The sequence below is a fragment of the Mycobacterium sp. genome (assembly GCF_032159765.1).
GTDB lineage: Bacteria > Actinomycetota > Actinomycetes > Mycobacteriales > Mycobacteriaceae > Mycobacterium.
Window position 1 is genome coordinate 1 of the sequence record NZ_JAVHWM010000040.1, and the last position, 21811, is coordinate 21811.

General features: G+C 64.8%; 24 protein-coding genes. 13 read left to right on the forward strand and 11 right to left on the reverse strand.

The features are described 5' to 3' along the window. Both QOH60_RS04570 and purB read right to left on the reverse strand, forming a co-directional pair. The coding region (locus QOH60_RS04570) for a TDT family transporter (protein WP_526417568.1) at nt 1-487 on the reverse strand (487 nt) is incomplete at its 3' end. 3 nt (nt 488-490) lie between these two features. Beyond that, a complete protein-coding gene (gene purB, locus QOH60_RS04575; protein WP_526417570.1) occupies nt 491-1918 on the reverse strand; it encodes an adenylosuccinate lyase in 1428 nt (475 codons plus the stop codon). Between the two features lie 41 nt (nt 1919-1959). Between purB and QOH60_RS04580 the strand changes: the two genes are divergently transcribed. After that, nucleotides 1960-2715 carry a DUF429 domain-containing protein gene (locus QOH60_RS04580; protein WP_526417572.1) on the forward strand — a complete coding sequence of 252 codons (756 nt, stop codon included), beginning with the start codon at nt 1960-1962 and terminating at the stop codon, nt 2713-2715. 99 nt (nt 2716-2814) lie between these two features. On the opposite strand, the gene QOH60_RS04585 is transcribed toward QOH60_RS04580, so the two are convergent. Continuing rightward, nucleotides 2815-3417, reverse strand: a complete 603-nt coding sequence (locus QOH60_RS04585) for a TetR/AcrR family transcriptional regulator (protein ID WP_526417574.1) — start codon at nt 3415-3417, stop codon at nt 2815-2817. 88 nt (nt 3418-3505) lie between these two features. Here QOH60_RS04585 and QOH60_RS04590 point away from each other — a divergent pair, with 88 nt between their 5' ends. Continuing rightward, nucleotides 3506-4426, forward strand: a complete 921-nt coding sequence (locus QOH60_RS04590; protein WP_526417576.1) for an alpha/beta hydrolase — start codon at nt 3506-3508, stop codon at nt 4424-4426. Here QOH60_RS04590 and purD read toward each other — a convergent pair. Next, nucleotides 4423-5694: a phosphoribosylamine--glycine ligase gene (purD, locus tag QOH60_RS04595; protein ID WP_526417578.1), complete on the reverse strand. Its 1272-nt coding sequence runs from the start codon at nt 5692-5694 to the stop codon at nt 4423-4425. The two genes, QOH60_RS04590 and purD, sit on opposite strands and share 4 nt — an antisense overlap. A 154-nt stretch (nt 5695-5848) precedes the next feature. On the opposite strand from purD, the gene QOH60_RS04600 reads away from it, so the two are divergent. Further along, nucleotides 5849-7090: a cytochrome P450 gene (locus QOH60_RS04600; protein WP_526417580.1), complete on the forward strand. Its 1242-nt coding sequence runs from the start codon at nt 5849-5851 to the stop codon at nt 7088-7090. Here QOH60_RS04600 and QOH60_RS04605 read toward each other — a convergent pair. Continuing rightward, nucleotides 7087-7410, reverse strand: a complete 324-nt coding sequence (locus tag QOH60_RS04605; RefSeq protein WP_526417582.1) for a nuclear transport factor 2 family protein — start codon at nt 7408-7410, stop codon at nt 7087-7089. The two genes, QOH60_RS04600 and QOH60_RS04605, sit on opposite strands and share 4 nt — an antisense overlap. 75 nt (nt 7411-7485) lie before the next feature. On the opposite strand from QOH60_RS04605, the gene QOH60_RS04610 reads away from it, so the two are divergent. Continuing rightward, entirely contained in the window at nt 7486-8094 is a 609-nt protein-coding gene (locus tag QOH60_RS04610; RefSeq protein ID WP_526417584.1) for a TetR/AcrR family transcriptional regulator, read from the forward strand. Nucleotides 8095-8179: 85 nt separating this feature from the next. Beyond that, the gene (locus QOH60_RS04615; RefSeq protein ID WP_526417585.1) at nt 8180-9604 is read left to right on the forward strand and encodes a WS/DGAT/MGAT family O-acyltransferase; all 1425 of its coding nucleotides are present in this window, start codon (nt 8180-8182) and stop codon (nt 9602-9604) included. A 164-nt stretch (nt 9605-9768) separates the two neighbouring features. Here the strand turns inward: QOH60_RS04615 and QOH60_RS04620 are convergent, their stop codons facing one another. The 5 genes from QOH60_RS04620 to QOH60_RS04640 form a co-directional block, all read right to left on the reverse strand. After that, nucleotides 9769-10992, reverse strand: coding sequence for a hypothetical protein (locus QOH60_RS04620; protein WP_526417587.1), 1224 nt, complete (start codon nt 10990-10992; stop codon nt 9769-9771). Further along, nucleotides 10982-11422, reverse strand: coding sequence for a carboxymuconolactone decarboxylase family protein (locus tag QOH60_RS04625; protein ID WP_526417589.1), 441 nt, complete (start codon nt 11420-11422; stop codon nt 10982-10984). Before QOH60_RS04625 ends, QOH60_RS04620 begins: the two co-directional genes overlap by 11 nt. Nucleotides 11423-11427: 5 nt before the next feature. Then, nucleotides 11428-12297: an NAD(P)-dependent oxidoreductase gene (locus QOH60_RS04630; protein WP_526417590.1), complete on the reverse strand. Its 870-nt coding sequence runs from the start codon at nt 12295-12297 to the stop codon at nt 11428-11430. Nucleotides 12298-12310: 13 nt separating this feature from the next. Next, nucleotides 12311-13063, reverse strand: coding sequence for an SDR family oxidoreductase (locus tag QOH60_RS04635; protein ID WP_526417592.1), 753 nt, complete (start codon nt 13061-13063; stop codon nt 12311-12313). Nucleotides 13064-13139: 76 nt separating this feature from the next. Continuing rightward, nucleotides 13140-14609, reverse strand: coding sequence for an aldehyde dehydrogenase (locus tag QOH60_RS04640; protein WP_526417594.1), 1470 nt, complete (start codon nt 14607-14609; stop codon nt 13140-13142). A 177-nt stretch (nt 14610-14786) separates the two neighbouring features. Between QOH60_RS04640 and QOH60_RS04645 the strand changes: the two genes are divergently transcribed. The 8 genes from QOH60_RS04645 to QOH60_RS04680 all read left to right on the forward strand — a co-directional run bounded on the left by QOH60_RS04645 (nt 14787) and on the right by QOH60_RS04680 (nt 21214). Next, nucleotides 14787-15380: a TetR/AcrR family transcriptional regulator gene (locus QOH60_RS04645; protein WP_526417596.1), complete on the forward strand. Its 594-nt coding sequence runs from the start codon at nt 14787-14789 to the stop codon at nt 15378-15380. After that, the gene (locus tag QOH60_RS04650; protein ID WP_526417598.1) at nt 15377-16588 is read left to right on the forward strand and encodes a cytochrome P450; all 1212 of its coding nucleotides are present in this window, start codon (nt 15377-15379) and stop codon (nt 16586-16588) included. Before QOH60_RS04645 ends, QOH60_RS04650 begins: the two co-directional genes overlap by 4 nt. After that, nucleotides 16588-17415: an SDR family oxidoreductase gene (locus QOH60_RS04655; RefSeq protein WP_526417600.1), complete on the forward strand. Its 828-nt coding sequence runs from the start codon at nt 16588-16590 to the stop codon at nt 17413-17415. Before QOH60_RS04650 ends, QOH60_RS04655 begins: the two co-directional genes overlap by 1 nt. Further along, entirely contained in the window at nt 17412-18764 is a 1353-nt protein-coding gene (gene cyp51, locus QOH60_RS04660; RefSeq protein ID WP_526417602.1) for a lanosterol 14-alpha demethylase, read from the forward strand. Before QOH60_RS04655 ends, cyp51 begins: the two co-directional genes overlap by 4 nt. A 13-nt stretch (nt 18765-18777) precedes the next feature. Next, nucleotides 18778-19023, forward strand: coding sequence for a ferredoxin (locus QOH60_RS04665; protein WP_526417603.1), 246 nt, complete (start codon nt 18778-18780; stop codon nt 19021-19023). Nucleotides 19024-19025: 2 nt separating this feature from the next. Then, a complete protein-coding gene (locus tag QOH60_RS04670; protein ID WP_526417605.1) occupies nt 19026-19565 on the forward strand; it encodes a nuclear transport factor 2 family protein in 540 nt (179 codons plus the stop codon). Between the two features lie 90 nt (nt 19566-19655). Continuing rightward, nucleotides 19656-20783: an NDMA-dependent alcohol dehydrogenase gene (locus QOH60_RS04675; protein ID WP_526417607.1), complete on the forward strand. Its 1128-nt coding sequence runs from the start codon at nt 19656-19658 to the stop codon at nt 20781-20783. Between the two features lie 11 nt (nt 20784-20794). Next, nucleotides 20795-21214 carry a nuclear transport factor 2 family protein gene (locus QOH60_RS04680; RefSeq protein ID WP_526417609.1) on the forward strand — a complete coding sequence of 140 codons (420 nt, stop codon included), beginning with the start codon at nt 20795-20797 and terminating at the stop codon, nt 21212-21214. Here QOH60_RS04680 and QOH60_RS04685 read toward each other — a convergent pair. Beyond that, nucleotides 21211-21783 (reverse strand): TetR/AcrR family transcriptional regulator, encoded by a 573-nt coding sequence (locus QOH60_RS04685; RefSeq protein WP_526417611.1) that lies wholly within the window; start codon nt 21781-21783, stop codon nt 21211-21213. The two genes, QOH60_RS04680 and QOH60_RS04685, sit on opposite strands and share 4 nt — an antisense overlap. Between the last annotated feature and the right edge of the window lie 28 nt (nt 21784-21811).

Here is a 21811-nt window from a genome sequence, read left to right on the forward strand (position 1 = left end):
GCGCTCGGCTGCGCGTGAGGAGGACCAACTGAGCCGTGAGGATCGCCAGCCCCGATGGGGCGATGCTCGTCAGCTCCCACACGCCGTGCGCACGGTCGCGCAGACCGGTCCACCGGTATCGCCACATAGTGCGCACGGCCATAGGCGCCAGCACTAGCCACGCCAGCCATGCAAGCACCGCGAAAGTCCAGATCTCGGCATGGTGCGCTTCAAGTCGCGCTCCGAGCACGGCACAGGCGGCGACGAACGTGAACAACCTGACAAGTACGTCTGGATTCTGCATGTCGAACGGAAACCGCTTCAGCACAACGGTTCTCACCGCAATGATGAGCGATATGACCACGAAGGCGAGCGTGCCCACCACCGCGAGCGAAACGCTCAGCCAGCGGACGTGATGGTCTTCAGCGGCCACCGACACGATGCCTGTGGCCATCACCGCCGCGAACGCGTCCGGGGCCGGTTGGATGTCGAGGAGCCGGACAACCACGCGTTACAGGATTGCGCCCGGGGAATACTTCGCGGCCTCGGGGTAGCGGCTGGCCAACTCGTCGACCTTGGCCACCACCGCGTCGACCTGATCTGCGGCCGCGCCGATGAACACGCCGCGGTCTGCCAATGCGTCGTCGAGCTGCGCGCGCCCCAGCGGCAGACGCGGGTCGCCCGCAAGCCGATCCAGAAGGTCGGGTTCGGCTCCACGTTCTCGCATCGCCAACGCCACAGCGACGGCGTGTTCCTTGATTACCTCGTGGGCGGACTCGCGACCCATGCCAGCCCGCACCGCGGCGATGAGGATCCGGGTGGTGGCAAGGAAGGGGAGATAGCGGTTGAGCTCGCGTTCGATCACCGCGGGGTAGGCGCCAAATTCCTCGAGCACCGTCAAGAAGGTTTCGATCTGCCCGTCGATCGCGAAGAACGCATCGGGCAGCGCCACTCGCCGCACCACCGAGCAGAACACGTCCCCCTCGTTCCATTGCGCGCCCGCCAGCTCGGCAGCCATCGACGCGTACCCGCGAAGCACGACCTGCAGCCCGTTGACCCGTTCGCAGCTGCGGGTGTTCATCTTGTGCGGCATCGCCGACGAGCCGACCTGGCCGGATGCGAAACCTTCGGTGACCAGCTCGTGGCCGGCCATCAGCCGGATCGTGTGGGCCAGCGACGACGGGCCCGCCCCGAGCTGGACCAGCGCGGAGGTGACGTCGTGGTCAAGCGAGCGCGGGTAGATCTGGCCGACGCTGGTCAGTGCGGCCTCGAAGCCGAGGAACGCGGCGACCCTGCGCTCGAGTTCGGCGAGCTTGAGGCCGTCGCCGCCGAACAGATCCAGCATGTCCTGGCCCGTGCCCATCGGCCCCTTGATCCCACGGAGCGGGTAGCGGGCGATGAGCTCGCGCACCCTCGTGAGTGCCACGAGCATCTCCTCGGCGGCCGACGCGAACCGTTTGCCGAGGGTGGTCGCCTGCGCGGCGACATTGTGGCTGCGCCCAGCCATCACCAGGTCGCGGTACTGCGCTGCGCGCTCGGCCAGCCGCGCGACCACAGCCACCCCGTGGGCGTGCACAAGCTCAAGTGAGCGGCGGATCTGCAGTTGCTCGACGTTCTCGGTGAGATCCCGGCTCGTCATCCCCTTGTGCACATCTTCGTGGCCGGCCAGCGCGTTGAACTCCTCGATGCGCGCCTTCACGTCATGCCGCAGCACCCTCTCGCGCGCGGCGATCGATGCCAAATCGACGGTCCCCAAGGCATTTTCGTAGTCCGCGAGAGCGGAAGCCGTCACCGCCCCGATGTCGGCCCCGAGCTCGATCTGGGCGCGCAGCACCGCGAGCCACAGCCGTCGTTCGGCGACGATCTTGGCCTCCGGTGACCAGATGGCCACCATCTCATCGCTGGCGTAGCGCGCGGCCAACACGTTCGGGATCGTCACAAACACACAGCTTACGGGCGCGCTGCCGCAAGATTGAGGACGTGTACTTCGTCGGTGTCGACCTGGCGTGGGGAGGGAGGAATCCGTCTGGCATCGCCGTGGTCGACGGCGCAGGCAGCCTGGTTCGCGTTGGCGCGGCACTCGCAGACGACGACATCGACGCGGCCGTCCGTCCGTATGTGCGCGATGGGTGTGTAGTTGGAATCGACGCGCCGCTGATCGTGATCAACGCAACCGGGCGCCGTCACGCCGAGCGCGAGTTGTCCGCCGACTTCGGCCCCTTCGACGCCGGCGCGTATCCAGCGAATACCGGGCTCGCTGCGTTCGCCCAGGGTTCGCGGGCGGCACGGTTGGCAGAGCGCATGGGCTTGGACATGAACCATCCCTCGACGGGTCGGCGGCGGGCGATCGAGGTGTATCCGCATTCGGCGAGCGTTGCGCTGTTCGGCCTCGACAGAATCGTCAAGTACAAGAGAGGCGGTGTCGGAGAACGACGCCCGGAGCTCCTGCGATTGATGACGCTTATCGAGGGATTGGCAAGCGCGACCCCTGCCCTCCGTGTCGCCGGGGTGCCCGCATGGGACGACCTTCGGAATGCAGTCGCCGCCGCAACTCGTCCAGTTGAGCTGCGACGGGCCGAAGATCCCGTCGACGCCGTCTTATGCGCTTATGTCGCAATGTATTTCGATAGTCGACCCAGTGACTGCACCGTCTATGGCGAGTCTGCGACAGGCTACATCGTCACTCCCACACTCCCGCCAGGCCTCACACCCAGGCGGCGCAGCCGCACGAGCTGAGGCCGGAGTGCGCCGAGAGAAGAGTTGATACACGCTTTTTCGCGAATCGCGTGCATTAACTCCACTCTCGCAGGTGTTGAGCCGCGCGCTGCAACTCGACTAATGCAGCGGCGCAAGCACATCCACGACGTCGATCAGGGCCGCCTTCGCTCTTGCGGCGACATCACCTCCGTCGTCGACGAGGGCCGCCACGACAGCGCCGTCGAACGCGAACATCAACGCGGCCCGCCGGTCGAGCGGCACCATCCGCCCCGACCGCGACAGCGCTTCCACGACGGCCGCGGTCCGTTCCTCGCGCAGCCGCCGCTGGACATCGCGCAGCCAGGGCTGGCGCACGCACGCGATGTACCGCTCGTAGCGCGAGATCAATTGCTCGCTGAGCTGAGGACCAGGGGAGTCGCCGAGCAGCAGCTCGACGAGCACCTCCGCAGTCGATTCGACTCCGCGACGACGCCGCGACAGGCGATCCAGCCGCGCCCGTAACTGAGCTGCTTCTTGCGTCCCGGTGTACTCGACGGCGTTGATCACAAGATCGTCGAGCGACGAGAAGTAATAGGTGGTCGACGCCAGCGGCAATCCGGCGCGTCGTGCCACCGCACGGTGCCGCACCGCGTCGAAACCGCCCTCGCGCAACAGTTCGGCGGCCGCGCTCACGAGGGCGCTCCGCCTGCGCTCGCCCTTTGGCGTGACCGCGGCTGTCACGGCTACTGATGCTGCCAGTCGCGTGTCCCTTGTACTGGTCTTTCGCACATTAAATTGACGCGGGAAGTCAGCATCTGGCGCCGATGGCATGATGGCCCGCATGCCACAGCTCAGCCGCCGCGCGCTGTTGCGTCTCGGCGTCGGCACCGCGGCCGGTGCTGCAGGCGCCTACGCCTTCGGCGCAATGCTCGACTCGCCGCTGTCTCCGGCGCACGTGACGATGACGAGCGCGGGTGCACCGTTGGCGCCGCCCCCTCTGGGACCGCCGACACCGCTGCAGCCAGCTCCTGCTTCTGCCGCGCCGACGATGGTCACCGGCTCGTTCGTCTCCGCGGCCCGCGGCGGGATATCCACCAACTGGGCGATCGCGCGCCCGCCCGGGCAGACCAAGCCGCTGCGCCCAATGATCGCGCTGCACGGCAAGGGCGGAGACGCGGCGAGCGTGATGGCAGGCGGGGTCGAGCAGGGTCTGGCCCAAATGGCCGATGCCGGCCTACCGCCGTTCGCAGTCGTCAGCGTCGACGGCGGCGGCGCGTACTGGCACAAGCGCGCGTCCGGTGACGATGCCGGCTCGATGGTGCTCACCGAGCTGATACCCCTGATGGGCGATCAAGGTCTGGACACCTCCCGTGTGGGGTTTCTGGGTTGGTCGATGGGCGGGTACGGCGCACTTCTACTCGGCGCCCGGCTCGGCCCCGGCCGTACCGCGGCGATCTGCGCGGTCAGTCCCGCGCTGTGGATGTCGTACGGCGCGACGGCGCCCGGGGCGTTCGACAGCACCGACGAGTGGGCGGCCAACACGGTGTTCGGGCTCCCGGCTCTGGCGTCCATTCCGATTCGGGTCGACTGCGGCAACAGTGACCCCTTCTACGACGCGACGAAGAAGTTCGTCGCGCAATTGCCCTCGCCGCCTGCAGGCGGTTTCTCGCCCGGTGGTCACGACGGCGGGTTCTGGAGTGCGCAGCTTCCGGCGGAGCTGGACTGGATGGCCCCGCTGCTCGTCGCCTAGACCGTGATCCGGCCCTCTGCGGCCGCGAGCCCGATGTCAGTGCGAAAGTGGCCGCCGGGCAACCGGATTGACCCGATGATCTCGTACGCGGCGGCTCGCGCGGCGGTCAGGTCGGCGCCGGTGCCCACCACCGAGAGCACACGCCCGCCCGTCGACACGAGCGCACCGTCCTCACGGCGGCCGGTCGCCGCGTGCAGCACTCCGCCGACGTCGGCGCCGCCGACCACGTCCCCTACCCGCGGGCGCCCGGGATAGTTCTCGGCAGCCAGAACCACTGTGACCGCTGCGCCGGGGCGCCAGCGCAGCGCGTGATGCTCGGCGAGGGAGCCCTTCGCGGCCGCCGCGAGCAACTGCCCGAACGGGCTGTCCAGCAGCGCGAGTACGGCCTGGGTCTCCGGATCGCCGAAGCGGCAGTTGAACTCGACCACCGCGGGCCCGGCCGACGTGATGGCCAACCCCGCGTAGAGGACACCGCTGAACGGGCAGCCGCGGCGGACCAGCTCCTGCGCCACCGGTGTGATGACGCCAGAGACGATCTCTTGCGTGAGCGCGTCGGGCAGCCACGGCAGCGGGGTATACGCGCCCATGCCCCCGGTGTTCGGCCCAGTGTCGTTGTCACCCACGCGCTTGAAGTCCTGCGCGGGCAACAGCGGCACCACGGTCTCGCCGTCGACGATGCACAGCAGCGACACCTCGGGACCGTCCAGGAAGGACTCGAGCAACACCGGATGACCGGCGTCGAGCAGTCCCGCCGCGTGCGCGCGGGCCACCGCGCGGTCCTCGGTCACCACCACGCCCTTGCCCGCCGCGAGGCCGTCGTCCTTGACCACCCATGCCTTATCGGCGGTGTGCTCGGGACCGAACCGGTCCAGGGCAGCGTCGAGATGCGCCGGGTTGTCCACGATTTCGCCGCGCGCCGTCCGCACGCCGACACCTGACATCACGTCTTTGGCGAACGCCTTCGAGCCCTCGATCCTGGCGGCGGCCGCCGACGGCCCAAAGCAGGCGATCCCGGCCGCGCGCACCGCGTCGGCGACACCGAGCACCAACGGCACCTCGGGCCCGATGACCACGAGGTCGGCGGACGTGCTGGCGGCGAGCGCGGCGACGGCCTCGCCGGAGGTGATGTCCACGGGGTGCTGTTCGGCTACCGACGCCGTGCCGGCGTTGCCAGGTGCGACGATCAGGCCGTCTACCTCGGGATCTCGCCGCAGGGTCTCGAGCAACGCATGTTCACGGGCACCGGAGCCGATCACCAGGACGCGCACAAATCGTTTCTACCGCGAACAGACACAGAATCGCACGAATCGACGCCTGGTAATGCGATTCTGCGCTGCTCGCGCGAGGGTAGCGGCTTTCTGCGGGCATACACTCGATGATTCAGTGTATGGTCTTTGGGGAACGCATACGAGGAGGTTTGCGATGACGGCAGCCCGCACCGTCTGTCCCTTCGGCCAGGATTTCGACTTCACCGACCCTGACGTACTGGTGAAGGGGATGCCGGTCGCCGAGTTCGCGGAACTGCGCAAGACGGCGCCCGTCTGGTGGAATCAACAACCGCCGGGCGCCACGGTGTTCGACGACGGCGGCTACTGGGTGATCAGCAGGCACGAGGACATCAGGGCCATCTCCAGGGACAACGAGAAGTGGTCCACGAACGCGAAGGGCGTGGTGATGCGGTTGCCCGACGCGACAACAGCCGAACAGCTGGACGTCACCAAAGCGCTACTGATCAACCATGACGCACCGGAACACACGCGGTTGCGCAAGCTCATCTCGAGACTGTTCACGCCACGCGCGGTCGCCACACTCGAGGCGAAGCTCGCGGAGTCGGCCCACGAGATCGTCCGATCGGCCGCCGAAAAGGACACCGGTAACTTCGTCGACGACATCGCCATGCGGCTCCCTCTGCAGGCAATCGCCGACCTCATCGGCGTTCCAGAAGCCGACCGTGACCGGCTCTATCACTGGACCAACGCGATCATGAACACCGACGACCCAGACTTCGACGACGATCCCATGGCCGCCCACGTCGAGCTGATGGGTTACGCCCACGCGATGGCCGAGGATCGCAGGCGTTGCCCGGCAGACGACATCGTCACCCGGCTGATCGAGGCCGACGTCGACGGCGACGCGCTCGGCGACGTCGAGTTCGCGTTCTTCGTGATCCTGCTTGCCGTCGCAGGCAACGAGACCACGCGCAACGCGATGACGCACGGGATGAACGCGTTCTTCGACAACCCCGGCCAGTGGGAAGTGTTCAAACGCGAACGTCCTGACACCGCCGTCGACGAAATCATCCGGTGGGCCACACCGGTGCACTGCTTCCAGCGAACGGCACTGGACGACAACGAGATCGGCGGGGTCACCGTCGCCAAGGGGCAGCGCGCAGGCCTGTTCTACAGTTCGGCGAACTTCGACGAAGGCGTCTTTGACCGCCCGTTCGAGTTCAACATTCTTCGAGATCCAAACCCGCACTTGGCCTTTGGCGGCAACGGCGCGCACTTCTGCATCGGCGCCAACCTCGCCCGGATGGAGATCAGGCTCATCTTCAACGAGATCGCCGATCTGATCCCCGACATCGCCAAACTCTCAGAGCCCACCCGATTGCGGTCCGGATGGATCAACGGCGTCAAGGACTTGCAGGTCTCCTACGGCAGCTAGCGGTAGTAGATGTCGAGCTCCTGCACGAGACCATCTTCGTTGAGGGTGAAGATATCTGCCGTGTGAACGACGGTGTCTTCGCTGAGCGGGCTGGTTCCTTCCAGCTGGGCGACCTCGATGTTGCCCTGTTCGATGCTGCGCACGATGGTCATCCGCACTTGTCCCTCGAAGATCACATCGGTGTGGAAATCCGCGATCTCGGTGTGCCCGGTGTCAGTGCCCACGGGGTGCGTCAACGTGGCGTCCTCGGCGAAAAGCGCCAACAACGCATCACCATCGGCACTGTTGACGGCATCGACGTACCGTTGCGCCACACTCATGTGTCCTCCAGTCCCGAATCCGGCAACGCCCCAATATTATCGCTGTGTGTATCCGCCAACGGCGAGCGCCGTCTGATGCGGACCCATGGCTGGAGCGGTTCGGCGCCGGCTTCGGACGAAGAAGCCGTTTCGCGCATCCTCGCCGCGGCCAGTCGCGCGATGGACGAGCACGGCGCCGACATCAGCATCGCCGATGTCGCCAGGACGCTCGGTGTGACGCGGCAGACGGTCTACCGCTACTTCCCGAGCACCGATGCATTGTGGCAAGCCGCCGCAGTCGACGCGGCCAACAGCTATCTCGACCGGCTGGCCGCCCATCTCGCGGGTGTCACGGATCCGGCGGAGGCCGCGGTGGAGGGAATCGCCATGACGCTGGAATGGCTGCCCAGCGACAAGCACGTACAGCTCCTGCTTGGGCCGCACCGCGCCGGCGCTTTCACAGCGGACGTCACCTCCGACGTCGCGCTGCGGTTCGCGCGGACCATGCTCAGCCGCTTCGACGTGGACTGGGCGGACATCGGATACAGCGACGACGACCTCGACGAGCTCGCCGAGCACCTCCTGCGAATCATCCAGTCCTTTGTGATCGACCCGGGCCGGCCGCCTCGGCCGAAAGCGAAACTCCGGCGTTATCTGCGGCGATGGGTCGCTCCGGCGCTGGCCGCGGTACCGGTGGGTAAGTAACCCTGCTCGCGTTGGCCGAACCGGCCCGCGGTGTGCGCCGATGGCGGTATATAGGGATCGCAGGCACGCAAGAAGGGGGTTCGGCATGAAGCGACTGAGCGGGTGGGACGCAATGCTGCTCTACAGCGAGACCCCCAACGTGCACATGCACACGATCAAGGCCGGAATCATCGACGTCAGCGGATTCGACGGCAAACCCACGATCGAGGCCTTCCGCGAAATCCTGCACCACCGCCTGCACAAGCTCGATCCGATGCGCTTCCAGTTGGTCGACATTCCGTTCAAGTTTCACCACCCGATGTGGCGGGAGCACGTCAACGTCGATCTCGACTACCACGTCCGTCCGCTTACGCTTCGGGCCCCTGGCGGTCGCCGGGAGTTCGACGAAGCCGTCGGTGAGATAGCCAGCACGCCGCTGGACCGAAGCAAGCCGCTGTGGGTGATGTATTTCGTCGACGGTTTGGCGGACGGAAACGTCGCAGTGATCAACAAGGTGCACCACGCGCTCGCCGACGGTGTGGCGTCGGGAAATCTCATCGCCCGCGCCATGGACTTAGAAGACAGGCCCGACGACCAGGACTCGTACGAAACCGATCCGGATCCTTCGCGATCCGAGCTGATGGGCGCCGCGATGCGGGACCACTTCCGGCAGATCGGGCGGATACCCGCAACGATCCGGTACACCGCTCAAGGGATCGGCAGGTTCCGCCGCACCGACCGCAAGATGTCAACGATGACCCGGCCGTTCGACGCGCCGCCGACATTCTTGAACCACACCCTGACGCCGGAACGTCGGTTCGCCACTGCCACGCTCGCGCTCGACGACATCAAGCAAGTCCGAAAGCAACTCGACGTCACGATCAACGACGTGGTGCTGACGATCGCCACAGGCGCGGTGCGCAAACTTCTGTTGAAACACGACGGACACGCCGATGAACCGTTGATCGTGCAGGTGCCGATCAGCATCGACCAGGATCCGAATCGCATCTGGGGCAACAAGTTCACGACGATCGCGGTGGCTGTACCCGCCCACATCGCAGACCCCGTAGAGCGCGCGCGCAAGATTCACGCCGCCGCGGTGGACGCGAAAGAACTCCACCAGCTTCTCGGTCCTGAGTTGTTCGGGCGTTGGTCGGCTTACTTCCCGCCCGGACCTATATCCGCGATGTCCCAGCGGATGGCGCTGAGTGAAAAGCAAACGAAGATGCTCAATTTCGCCGTGTCGAATGTCGCAGGTCCGCGTGAACGCGGCACGGTGGCGGGCGCCGTCGTCCGAGAGATCTACTCTGTCGGTCCGCTGATCCTCGGTAGCGGGCTGAACATCACCGTATGGAGTTACGCCGACCAGCTGAGTATTTCGGTGCTCACCGACGGCGCCACCGTCGACGACCCGCACGAGGTCACCGATGCGATGATCGAGGATTTCCGCGAACTTCGCCAAGCCGCAGGGCTTTCCGGTGAATTGACACATCTCGACAACGCGATGCCGCACGCGGTCGCGGTCCCCTGACGCGCTAGCGGCCTCTCCCCTCGCGTCGTGCGCCGCGCCGCGCCGCGCCGACATTAACGTTAGGTAGATGACACGCCGGTGACGGTCGCCATAACGTCACTTTCGTTGCGGCTCGCGCACCACGATCCGTCCCGTGCGCCCAGACCCACCAAATCAGCATGTGCCTAGACCACGGTCAGTGGCAGAGAACGCCTGGGCTCGAAGTCGAAGGATGCCCCACGGCTGACTTTGGTCACTGCGACCTCCCGGAACTCCTCAGCCGCGGTGTCACGGTAGACGATGTACGCAGTCCAGTCGGTGTCGGTGCCCGAGACGTCGACATCCAGATGAGGGTTGATGGCCGCTACGGCGGCCTGCAGCGGACGGCGTTCGGACGGCGAGCACAAAGCAATCCAGGTGCCGTCGTCGTGGGCAGCTGACGGCCGGACATGCACGGTGTCAGAACCGAACTCGGCGCTCACGTAGGCGGCCGGATTGAACAGCGGATGCAACTCCAGCACGCGAACCGCGCCCTCGATGCTGTCCGGGAGCGCCAGCGCCCGATGGATGCGTTCGGCGGCGACCCCTGCGATCCCGATCAGCTGCTTGGTGCAGAGCTTTTGGGCCTGCTCTTCGTTTTCCGCCCGCGCCCGAACAGCGATACCGAACGAAAGGTTCAGCAGGTGCATCTGCAGGCACACCTCGTCGGCGATACGAACCAGCGCCGAATGCGAGAAAGCTGCGAAGTCAAAGTCCGACAACAGTGGACCTGAGTAGTCCGCTTCGCCTTCGTCGTCCGTGTCGATCGGATCCAGTTCTATCGTGGCGGCACGTGTCTGACGGAGAACGTCCAGTGCTGGGGTGCCACTCACAGGCGGATACGACTCATCGATGATGACGGTCCACCGGCAGTGCGGATGCTGGTCGGCGGGTACCCGCGGCGGCCGGTGGATCGGTCGCACCTGGGCCTTCGGGTTGGTGGCGACCGCGGTGGCGTCGAACGTCGGATCCTCGATGTCGTGGCACATGCCACGGACCCAGTCCTCGCCCATCGGCTCGACATCCATCAGTGCGCCACAGAAGTCGAGGTGGAATTCGCCGTGCCAACGGTCATGCACCGTGTACCGAAAGTCCATGAACTGCGGCGGTGCACCGATGTCGAGCTGCAGGCCCTTGAAGATCGTGATGACGTCGTCGCCCTCGAACTTCAGCGCCTTCTGCATGCGCTTGGTGTAGACCGGACTGCACCCGGCCCATTGCTCGATGGCGATCTGCAGCATCCCCTCGCGGCCGAAAGGCCGGATAAGCCAGCCATGTCCCGACCGATCGATCAACTGCCCGATCAGCAGCAGCTCCGGCACGAGCTTCGCGAGCTGTTCGCGGGTGAGTCCGGCGAATCTACTTGTCATGAATGTTCCTGCCCACATGCATTTGGACAGCATCGTTGACGTTGTCCTTGCTATCTCTGGCCGCGCCTTTCTCTTCCGCCTTTTTCCGTTTGGCGACCACGCGTTTGAACGCACCGTCGACCTTCGAGCCCAACGGGAACCCGACGTAGTGGGTGACGAAGATTGCGATCTCGCGCAGTTCCTCTCGCGTCATTTCCCCGTTGTGAAGGATCGCGTTGCCCTGAACCTCCAGCAACTCCTCGATGCCCTGGGCCGCCAGCACGCCGATGAGCATCATCCGTCTGTCACGCATCGACAGCCCTGGCCGCGTCCAGATCGAGCCAAAGAGGTGATCGACCGTCAGCGCGAAGTATTCGCCGGGCATGTCCGGCATCTCCCAGCCGTAGACCTCGTTCATCTTTTCTAAGCCCTTGCGACGCAATTCGTCCATGGTCGTCACTCCTTTGTGCTTTGGGCAGAATGCGGTATGCCGAGACCCGCGGCGAGATTCTTCAGTGCCACTTCGGCAAGCGGCAGGTCTACGCCGGTGGTCTCTCCGAGACTGAGCGCCAGGCTGAGATCCTTTTCGGCAAGGCCAAGTGCGTGCACGAACGGGTCGTGGAGGAAGTGGTCGGGCGCCAGCGGCTGCATATCGTCGCGGAACATGATTGACCCCGGACCGCCGGTCAGCTTGTCGCTGTGGCGGACCACTTTGCCCAGGTCCTGCAGATTGATCCCCGCAGCTTCGGCAAGTTTCGACGCCTCGCAGGCGGCCGCAAAACCGATGTACGTCAACATGTTGCGCGCCAACTTCATTCGCGTCCCATCCCCAGGCGCTCCAGCGCGCACGATCAACGCCGCCCACTGTTCGAAGACGGGTTTCACCTTCTCGAAGGCCTCGTCGTCGGCTCCGACCATGACCGCGAGCTCACCCTTCTTCGCGGCACCTGCACTGCCGCTGACCGGCGCGTCGACGACGTGGATACCCTGTAGCGCAAGCTGTTCAGCGAGTTCGGCGGCGGTGGTCGGCTCAATTGTGGAGTGGATGGCGACGACGGTGCCCGGCTTGGCGTGCGCGGCAAGCTCTCCGACGACGTCTCGTACCTGCTGGTCGTTGAGGACCGTCACGCTGATGACGTCTGCGGCGGCCACCTCTGCCACGGTCGATGCACATTCGACGCCGCGGTCGGCGAAGCTCGTCATCACCTCGGGCCGAACGTCGAAAACTACAAGACCACCAGGCCATTCGGTGAGGCGCCGAGCCATCGGCTTCCCCTGGTTGCCGAGACCGATGTAGCCCACCTTCACGTTTTCGGGAGCTGTCACGTCTGCCTTCTCTCTACGACCGGATGATCTGGCCGCCATCGACATTGAAGATCTGCCCGGTGATCCACTTTGCTTGATCGGACAGAAGAAACAGGCACATGCCCACCAGATCGTCCGGAGTTCCCATGCGGCTCAACGGAATGCTCTTCACGATGTCGGCGACCATCTCCTGCGGCGTGGTGGTTCTGGTGGCCTCGGTGTCGATCGGCCCTGGCGCGATCGCGTTGATCCGAATGTTCTGGCCGCCTAGCTCGCGTGAGAGCTGCTGCGTGAGACCGTTGATTCCGACCTTGGCCAGGCCGTAGAAGTTGGCATACAACCATGCCGCGGTCGACGACTGGTTGACGATTGCTCCGCCGCCACGCTTGGCCATCTTCTTGTACACCGCGCGGGTGCACCATAGCGCGCCATTGAGGTTGACGCTCATGAACTTTCGATAGTACTCGGGATCGACGGTCAGCAGGAAATCCAGTTTCATGCCGCCGTAGATCGCGGCGTTGTTGACCAGGTAGTCGATGCCGCCGAGCTCGGCCAGCGTCCGATCGGCCATGACCTTCGCCGAGTCCGGGTCAGAGACGTCCACCGGAACATGGATCGCGGTGCCGCCGTCGGCGACGATCTGTTTGGCCACCCGCTCGCCGCCTTCGGCGTTGATGTCGGCCACCACCACCGCGGCACCTTCACGGGCCAACGCTTCGGCGTATGCCTGGCCGATGCCGCCGCCGGACCCTGTGACGATCGCGACCTTGTTGTCGAACTGCCCCACTGCTTTCCTCTCCTCCCGAGATCAGGCTTGATGCACGCGTCTCGTCAGATTCCGTGCAATAAGTCTGATCTCGGCGTTAGATCGCCTCCGCGATCACCTTGGTTTCCAGGTACTCCTCGAAGCCGGCCACACCCATCTCGCGGCCGATACCGGACTGCTTGAACCCGCCGAAGGGCACGTCAGCCGAATACCACACGCCGCCGTTGACGTTGATGGTGCCGGTCCTGAACTGCGACACCACCTGATTGATCCGCTCCGGATCCTTACCGAACACCGTGCCGGACAAGCCGTACGGAGAATCGTTGGCAATCCGGATGGCGTCGGCGTCGCCATCGTGCGGTAGTACGACGAGTACGGGCCCGAAGATCTCCTCTCGGGCCACGCGAGCATCATTGGTCAGCCCGGTGATCACCGTGGGCTCGATGAAGAAGCCCGTCGGCCTGTCCGCGGGTCTGCCGCCGCCGCACGCGAACGACCCACCCTCCTGCACAGCGAGGTCCAGATAGCCCTGCACGCGGTCGCGTTGTCTCGAGGAAATCAACGGCCCGCAGATGGTTTTCGGGTTGGTGGGGTCGCCGGCCTTCAGGCCCGACATGACACCGGCGGTGGCTGCGACCGCCTCGTCGTAGCGGTCGCGCGGCACGACGAGCCGGGTGGTGATCGCGCAGCCCTGTCCGGCATGCATGGCGACCGTGAATGCCGCCATCGCGCAGGCACCGCCGAGGTCGGCGTCGTCGAGCACCAAAAACGCCGATTTGCCACCTAATTCGAGGAACACACACTTGAGGGTTTGCGATGCGGCGGCCATCACCGCCTTGCCTGTGGCGGTTGATCCGGTGAACGACACCAGATCGACCCGGGGGTCTTCTGCCAATTGGGCGCCCACGCGGTGATCGCTCGACGTCACGATGTTGACCACTCCGGCCGGGATGTCGGTCTTCTCGGCGATGATCCGGCCAACCTCCGCTGCGCACCACGGGGTATCGGGCGCCGGCTTCAAAACGACGGTGTTGCCTGCGGCAAGCGCGGGTCCCAGCTTCGCGAAGTTGATCTGGTGCGGAAAATTCCAGGGCGTGATCGCGCCGACGACTCCGAACGGCTCCCGCACGATGGTGCGTTTGGTCTTGATACCCATCGGCGAGGCAACGCCGAGGTCGACGGTCCAGTCGTACGTCTCGGCCAGACCAGCCGGGAACGCCAGGTCGTCGACCGGCCCTTGAAGTTGCGCAGCCTGCGTCAGCTGCACAGGCGCACCCACCTCGGCGACCGTGATCTCCCGCAGTGTTTCGATCTCGTCGTTCAGCGCGTCGCGCAACTGCCGCAGGCAGTGCACGCGGAACGCCGTGTCGCGCGACCAATCGGATTCGTCGAACGCCGAGCGGGCAGCGCCGATCGCACGGTCCAGGTCGTCGAGGCTCGCGTCAGCCGCCTCACCGAGCGCTTCCTCCGTGGCGGGGTTGATCGTGGTGAACGTGCCTCCGCTGGCGCCGACGAGCTCGCCGTCGATCAGCAGTTCCGTCACCTTCGTCGACGCCGAGGTCGTCATGAACACTCTCCTGGACAAGTGTCTGCTTGTGCTACTCACGGAGACTAGTTCGCGACCGCGTGAATAGCAAGGTAGCGGCACCCGCAGGAGCCATTCCCGCCGCTGTATTTCCAGTTCAAAAGGCATTTTGTGGTGACAGGGTTGTGTCGCGCGGTAGCGGTAGGATATCTTGGACACATGTCCAGCGAAGCCGTTCCCGCTGTCACCGATCTGGGCGAACGCCGCCGCAACCGCCGCCAGGAAGAAACGATCCAAAAGATCCTCGACGCCGCGGTTGAGCTCTTGCGCGAGACGACGTACTCGGATCTGACGATGCGCACGGTTGCAGCCCGCGCCGGCGTCGCCCCGGCGACCGCGTACACCTACTTCTCGTCGAAGAACGCGTTGGTCGCCGAGGTATACCTGCGCCTCGTTCGCGACGTGCCACTGTTCACCGACGTCAACCAGACCACCCAGGAGCGGGTCACCGCGCAGCTGCGCGAGCTCGCGCTGCTGGTGGCCGACGAACCCGAGCTGGCCGCCGCCACCACCACCGCGCTGATGGGCGACGAGCCCGAAGTGCGTCATGTGCGCGACAAGATCGGCATGGAGGTGCGCCGCCGGATCGCATCGTCGCTCGGTCCGGGAGCATGGCCGGAAGTACTCACGACGCTGGAGATGATCTTCTACGGCGCGCTGGTGCGGGCAGGCACAAAAACGCTGTCGTACTACCAAATGGCGGATCAATTGGACAGTGTCATCGCGCTCGTGATGGGGGGTGCGGACTGGTGACCACGGCTGCGAGTGTGGTGCTCGACCCGTACGACTACGACTTCCATGAGGACCCGTACCCGTACTACAAGCGGCTGCGCGACGAGGCGCCGCTGTACCGCAACGATGAGCAGAAATTCTGGGCATTGTCGCGGCACGCGGACGTCGTGCAGGGATTCCGCAACAGCACGACCCTGTCCAACAGGCATGGCGTCTCGCTCGACCCCATCTCGCGTAATGACGAAGCGCACCGTGTGATGTCCTTCCTCGCCCTCGACGATCCCGGCCACCTCCGGCTGCGCACCCTGGTGTCAAAGGGCTTTACACCCAGGCGAATTCGCGAACTCGAGCCGCGGGTCACCCAGATCGCGGTGCAACACCTCGACGCGGCGCTTCAGGCTGGTCCTTCTCCCGTCGTTTTCGATTTTGTCGACGACTTCGCGGGCAAGCTACCCATGGACGTCATCTCCGAACTGATTGGCGTGCCCGAATCAGACCGTGTCCGCATCCGCGCACTCGCCGACGGCGTGATGCACCGCGACGACGGCGTCAGGGATGTGCCCGCCGAGGCGATGCAGGCCTCTGCCGATTTGATGGTCTACTACGCCGACATGGTCAACCAGCGGCGAGAGAACGTCACCGACGACCTGACGTCGGCACTTGTCGAGGCCGAGATCGACGGCGACCGGCTGACCGACGAAGAGATCATCGCGTTCCTTTTCCTGATGGTCGTCGCAGGCAACGAGACCACCACCAAACTGCTTGCCAATGCGGCATATTGGGGATTCAAGAACCCGGACCAACTTGCGCCGGTGTTCGACGACCACTCGCTGGTGAAGCCGTGGATCGAAGAGACGCTGCGCTACGACACGTCAAGCCAGATTCTTGCCCGCGCCGTGTCCGCGGATATGACGCTGTACGACACGCTGATTCCTGAGGGCGACGTGCTGCTCCTCTTGCCGGGGTCCGCCAACCGCGACGACCGCGTGTTCGACAACCCCGACGACTACCGCATCGACCGCGAGATCGGTTCGAAGCTGGTCAGTTTCGGTAGCGGCGCGCACTTCTGCCTTGGTGCGCATTTGGCCAGGCTGGAAGCGCAGGTGGCGCTGACGGAGCTGTTCAAACGGGTTCGCGGCTACGAGGTGGACGAGGCGAATTCCGTTCGCGTCCACTCCAGTAGCGTTCGCGGCTTCGCCCATCTGCCCATCACCGTGGAGACTCGCTGATGCCCAGGTTCGAACCCCTTCCCGATCGCAGGCCCGCGATCGTCGCCGGTGCGTCGTCAGGTATCGGCGAGGCCACCGCCATCGAGCTCGCGGCGCGCGGCTTCCCCGTAGCGCTCGGCGCCCGCCGCGTGGAGAAGATCACCGAGATCGTCGGCAAGATCCAGGCCGACGGCGGCGAAGCCGTCGGGTTCCATCTCGACGTCACCGATCCGAACTCGGTGAAATCCTTTGTCGCGCAGTCGGTCGATGCCCTCGGCGAGATCGAGGTGCTGGTTGCCGGGGCCGGCGACACGTACTTCGGCAAGCTGGCCGAGATCACCACCGACGAGTTCGAGTCGCAACTGCAGATCCACCTCGTCGGCGCTAACCGGTTGGCAACCGCGCTCCTGCCGGGCATGCTCGAACGCCAGCGCGGCGATTTGATCTTCGTTGGCTCGGACGTCGCGCTACGACAGCGACCGCACATGGGGGCCTACGGCGCAGCCAAGGCCGCGCTCGTCGCGATGGTGACCAACTTGCAGATGGAGCTCGAAGGCACCGGCGTGCGCGCCTCGATCGTGCATCCCGGGCCTACCAAGACCAACATGGGCTGGAGCCTGCCTGCCGAGAAAATCGGGCCTGCTCTCGAGGATTGGGCCAAGTGGGGTCAGGCTCGCCACGACTACTTCCTGCGGGCCGCCGACCTCGCGCGGGCCATTGCGTTCGTCGCGGAGACGCCGCGCGGCGGCTTCGTCGCCAACATGGAGCTTCAGCCCGAGGCGCCGTTGGCCGACAAGAAAGACCGCCAGAAACTTGCCTTGGGCGAAGAAGGGATGCCGAACCAATGACAACCGCGATCGTGCCCCGCGTCTCCGGAGGCGAGGAAGAACACGGACATCTCGAGGAGTTCCGCACTGACCCGATCGGCCTGATGCAGCGCGTCCGGGACGAGTGCGGCGACGTCGGCTGGTTCCAGCTGGCGGGCAAGCACGTGATCTTTCTGTCGGGCTCGGAAGCCAACGAGTTCTTCTTCCGTTCTGCCGATGAGGATCTCGACCAGGCCGAGGCCTATCCGTTCATGACGCCGATCTTCGGCAAGGGTGTCGTCTTCGATGCCAGTCCCGAGCGCCGCAAGGAGATGTTGCACAACTCGGCGCTGCGGGGCGAGCAAATGAAGGGCCACGCCGCCACCATCGAGGGCGAAGTCAAGAAGATGATCGCCGACTGGGGCGACGAAGGCGAGATCGAACTGCTCGACTTCTTCTCCGAGCTGACCATATACACGTCGACGGCGTGCCTGATCGGGCTGAAGTTCCGCGAGCAACTCGACCACCGGTTCGCCGAGTACTACCACGAGCTGGAACGCGGCACCGACCCGCTGTGCTACGTCGACGCGTACCTGCCGATCGAAAGCTTCCGGCGCCGCGATGAGGCCCGCGTTAAACTCGTTGCGCTGGTTCAGGAGATCATGAATCATCGGCTGGCCAACCCGCCGAAGGACAAGAGCGACCGCGACATGCTCGACGTGCTTGTCTCGATCAAGGACGAGGACGGCAATCCGCGGTTCTCCGCCGACGAGGTGACGGGCATGTTCATCTCGCTGATGTTCGCCGGGCACCACACGAGCTCCGGCACGTCGGCGTGGACACTCATCGAGCTGATCCGACACTCCGAGGTGTACGCCGAAGTGCGGGAGGAGCTCGACGAGCTCTACGCCGATGGCCAGGAAGTGAGTTTCCATGCGCTGCGCCAGATTCCGAAGCTGGACAACGTGGTCAAGGAAACCCTGCGCCTGCACCCGCCGCTGATCATCCTGATGCGAGTGGCCAAGGGTGAGTTCGAAGTCGAGGGATTCCCAATTCACGATGGCGACTTCGTCGCGGCCTCCCCCGCCATCTCGAACCGGATAGCGGAAGACTTCCCCGACCCCAACGCGTTCAATCCCGACCGGTACAACAAACCCGAACAGGCCGACGTCGTCAACCGGTGGACCTGGATTCCGTTCGGCGCCGGACGACACCGTTGCGTCGGCGCCGCGTTCGCCACGATGCAGATCAAGGCGATCTTCTCGGTGTTGTTGCGTGAGTACGAGTTCGAAATGGCTCAACCGGCTGACAGCTACCGCAACGACCATACGAAGATGGTCGTGCAGCTGGAGAAGCCCGCCTTGGTCCGCTACCGCAAGCGCACGTCGTAAGGGGTTGTGAGGTATGGGTTTTCGGATCGAAGTGGATCTGGACCTGTGTCAGGGGCATGCCATGTGCGTGCTCGAGGCGCCCGACTACTTCCACGTGCCCAAACGCGGCAAGGTCGAGATCGTCGACGCCGAGCCGCCGGACGATGCCCGCGACGAGGTTGAGCGCGCGGTCGAAATGTGCCCAACACAAGCACTGTTTCTTAAGGAGACCCCAGGGGGCAGGAGCGAAGCGACCCGGGGGAGAAGAGAGGAAGACTGACAATGGCGTCACGCGAACAGCTCGACGAGTGGGTGGCCCGCTGGCTCAAGGCCAATAAAGACTGTGAGGAGGCAGGCGACTGGCGGCCTCTGGCCGACTTCTACACCGATGACGCGACGTACGGCTGGAACATCGGGCCCAAGGAAGACGTGATGTGCGTCGGCAAGGACGAGATTCGCGATGTAGCGCTGGGCTTGGAGATGGAAGGCCTGGAGAACTGGGTCTACGAGTACCAGAAGGTACTGGTCGACGAGAAGCAGGGCGAGATCGTCGGCTTCTGGAAGCAGATCGTCAACAAGACCGACGGCAGCCACGACGAGATCTACGGGATCGGCGGAAGCTGGTTCCGGCTCAATGCCGACCTGCTCATCGAATGGCAGCGCGACTTCTTCGACTTCGGTCACGTCGCGTACATGTTCGGCAAGCTGATCGAGACCGGCGACCTCAGCCCGGGGATGCAGAAGCGCATCGAGCGGTCGATGGCCGGCGAGAAGCTGCCGGGTTACTACCCACTCGGGCAGGCACCGGCGCCGATCTGGTGACACGGATCAACCAACCAAGCACCCGCTTGGTTGGTCTGTGATCTCACTTACTAGTGTGTCTTGAAAGGCGTCAACCGAAAGCAGGCGAAGATGAAGACCAAAGGTGCTCTCATCTGGGAGTTCAACCAGCCGTGGGCGATCGAGGAGATCGAGATCGGCGACCCCGTCAAGGACGAGGTCAAGATCCAGATGGAAGCGTCGGGGATGTGCCATTCCGACCACCACCTGGTCACCGGCGGCATCCCGATGGCCGGGTTCCCGGTCCTCGGCGGACACGAGGGCGCGGGCATCGTCACCGAGGTCGGGCCCGGCGTCGAGGACATCGCTCCTGGCGACCACGTGGTGCTGTCCTTCATCCCGTCATGCGGCAACTGTCCGTCATGCCAGGCCGGAATGCGTAACCTCTGCGATCTCGGCGCCGGGCTACTCAACGGCCTGGCCGTTTCGGACGGGACGCACCGCATCCACGCCAACGGGCAACCGGTGTTCCCGATGACCCTGCTCGGCACGTTCTCGCCGTACATGGTCGTGCACAAGAGCTCGGTGGTGAAGATCGACCCGTCGATTCCGTTCGAGGTGGCATGCCTCGTCGGTTGCGGTGTGACCACCGGCTACGGCTCAGCCGTTCGCACCGGCGACATTCGCCCCGGTGACGACGTCGCCGTCGTCGGCGTCGGGGGCGTCGGCATGTCCGCTCTCCAAGGTGCGGTGAGCGCCGGTGCGCGCCATATCTTCGTCATCGAGCCCGTCGAGTGGAAGCGCGACGCCGCGCTGAAGTTCGGTGCCACACATGCGTATCCAGACCTCGAGTCGGCCTTTGCCGGCATCGCCGAAGTCACCTGGGGACTGATGGCCAAGAAGGTCATCGTCACCGTCGGAGAGCTGCAGGGCGCCGACATCGACACCTACCTCAACCTCACATCGAAGGGCGGCACGACGGTCCTCACCGCCATCGGCAGCCTGCTCGACACCAACGTGACGCTGAACCTCGCGATGCTCACGCTCATGCAGAAAAACCTGCAGGGCACCATCTTCGGCGGAGGCAACCCGCACTTCGACATCCCTCAGCTGCTGTCCATGTACAAGGCGGGCAAGCTGAACCTCGACGACATGATCACCCGCCAATACAAGCTGGAGCAGATCAACGACGGTTACAAGGACATGTTGGAGGGCCGCAACATCCGCGGTGTGATCCGCTACACCGACGACGACCGCTGAGAGGGATTGCCATGTCGGAGCAGACAATTCAGCAATCGCCCGCGTTGGCTGCCTCTCACGCCTCCTGGCGGTGTGTGCAAGCCGGTGACCGCGAAGGCTGGCTGGCACTGATGGCCGACGACGTGCTGGTCGAGGACCCGATCGGCGAGTCCGTCACCAATCCCGACGGCAACGGCATCAGGGGGAAGGAGGCCGTCGGCGCGTTCTTCGACCGCACCATCGCGATCAGCGAGGCGACGATCACCTGCGAGGAAACCTTCCCGTCGAGTTCGCCGAACGAGATCGCGCATATCTTGGTGCTACAGAACAAGTTTGACGGCTTCAGCAGCAGGGTGCGTGGCGTCTTCACATATCGCGTCAACGACGCCGGATTGCTGACCAACCTGCGCGGCTACTGGAATATGGACGCGATGACGATCGAGAAGGCCTAGGCGCTCAACAGCATCCGTGCGGACCTGTCAAGGCGGTCCGCGATCTCCGAGTAGCTGACATAGCCCATGCCTGCGTGGACGAGCGCCCCCGTGTAGAGCAGCTCGAGAGCCTCGATCAGCGCAGCGTCCGCGTCGGCGCCCACCGCGTCGACCAGCCTGCCCCGTATCTCCCGCGCAATCCTGTCGCGTAGATGCTCGACGTCGGGATCCCGGCCCATCAGGGCGTTGGTCACCGCGCCCGCGAACTCGGGTTCGTCGGCGACGAGCAGCGCGATGTGACGTAGTACGCCGATCACGCGCTCAGTCGAGGACTGCTGGCTCGCCGGCGCGGGCGACGACGCGAGCCTGCGCCAGAACACCTCGGCGACAAGGTGCTCCTTGGACGAAAAATACGTATACGCCGTCGCAGCGCCGATGCCCGCCTCTGCGGCCACTAATCGAATTGTCAAGCCGCCGAAGCCTTCTCGCGATAGAACTGCGAGCGCGGCGTTACTCAGGCGCTGGATGGTGTCGGCCTGCTTGGCCGTGAGGCGGCGTCGGGTCGACTCCAAGGACACCGAGTCAGACACGTGTCCAGACAGTACTACACACCCGAAG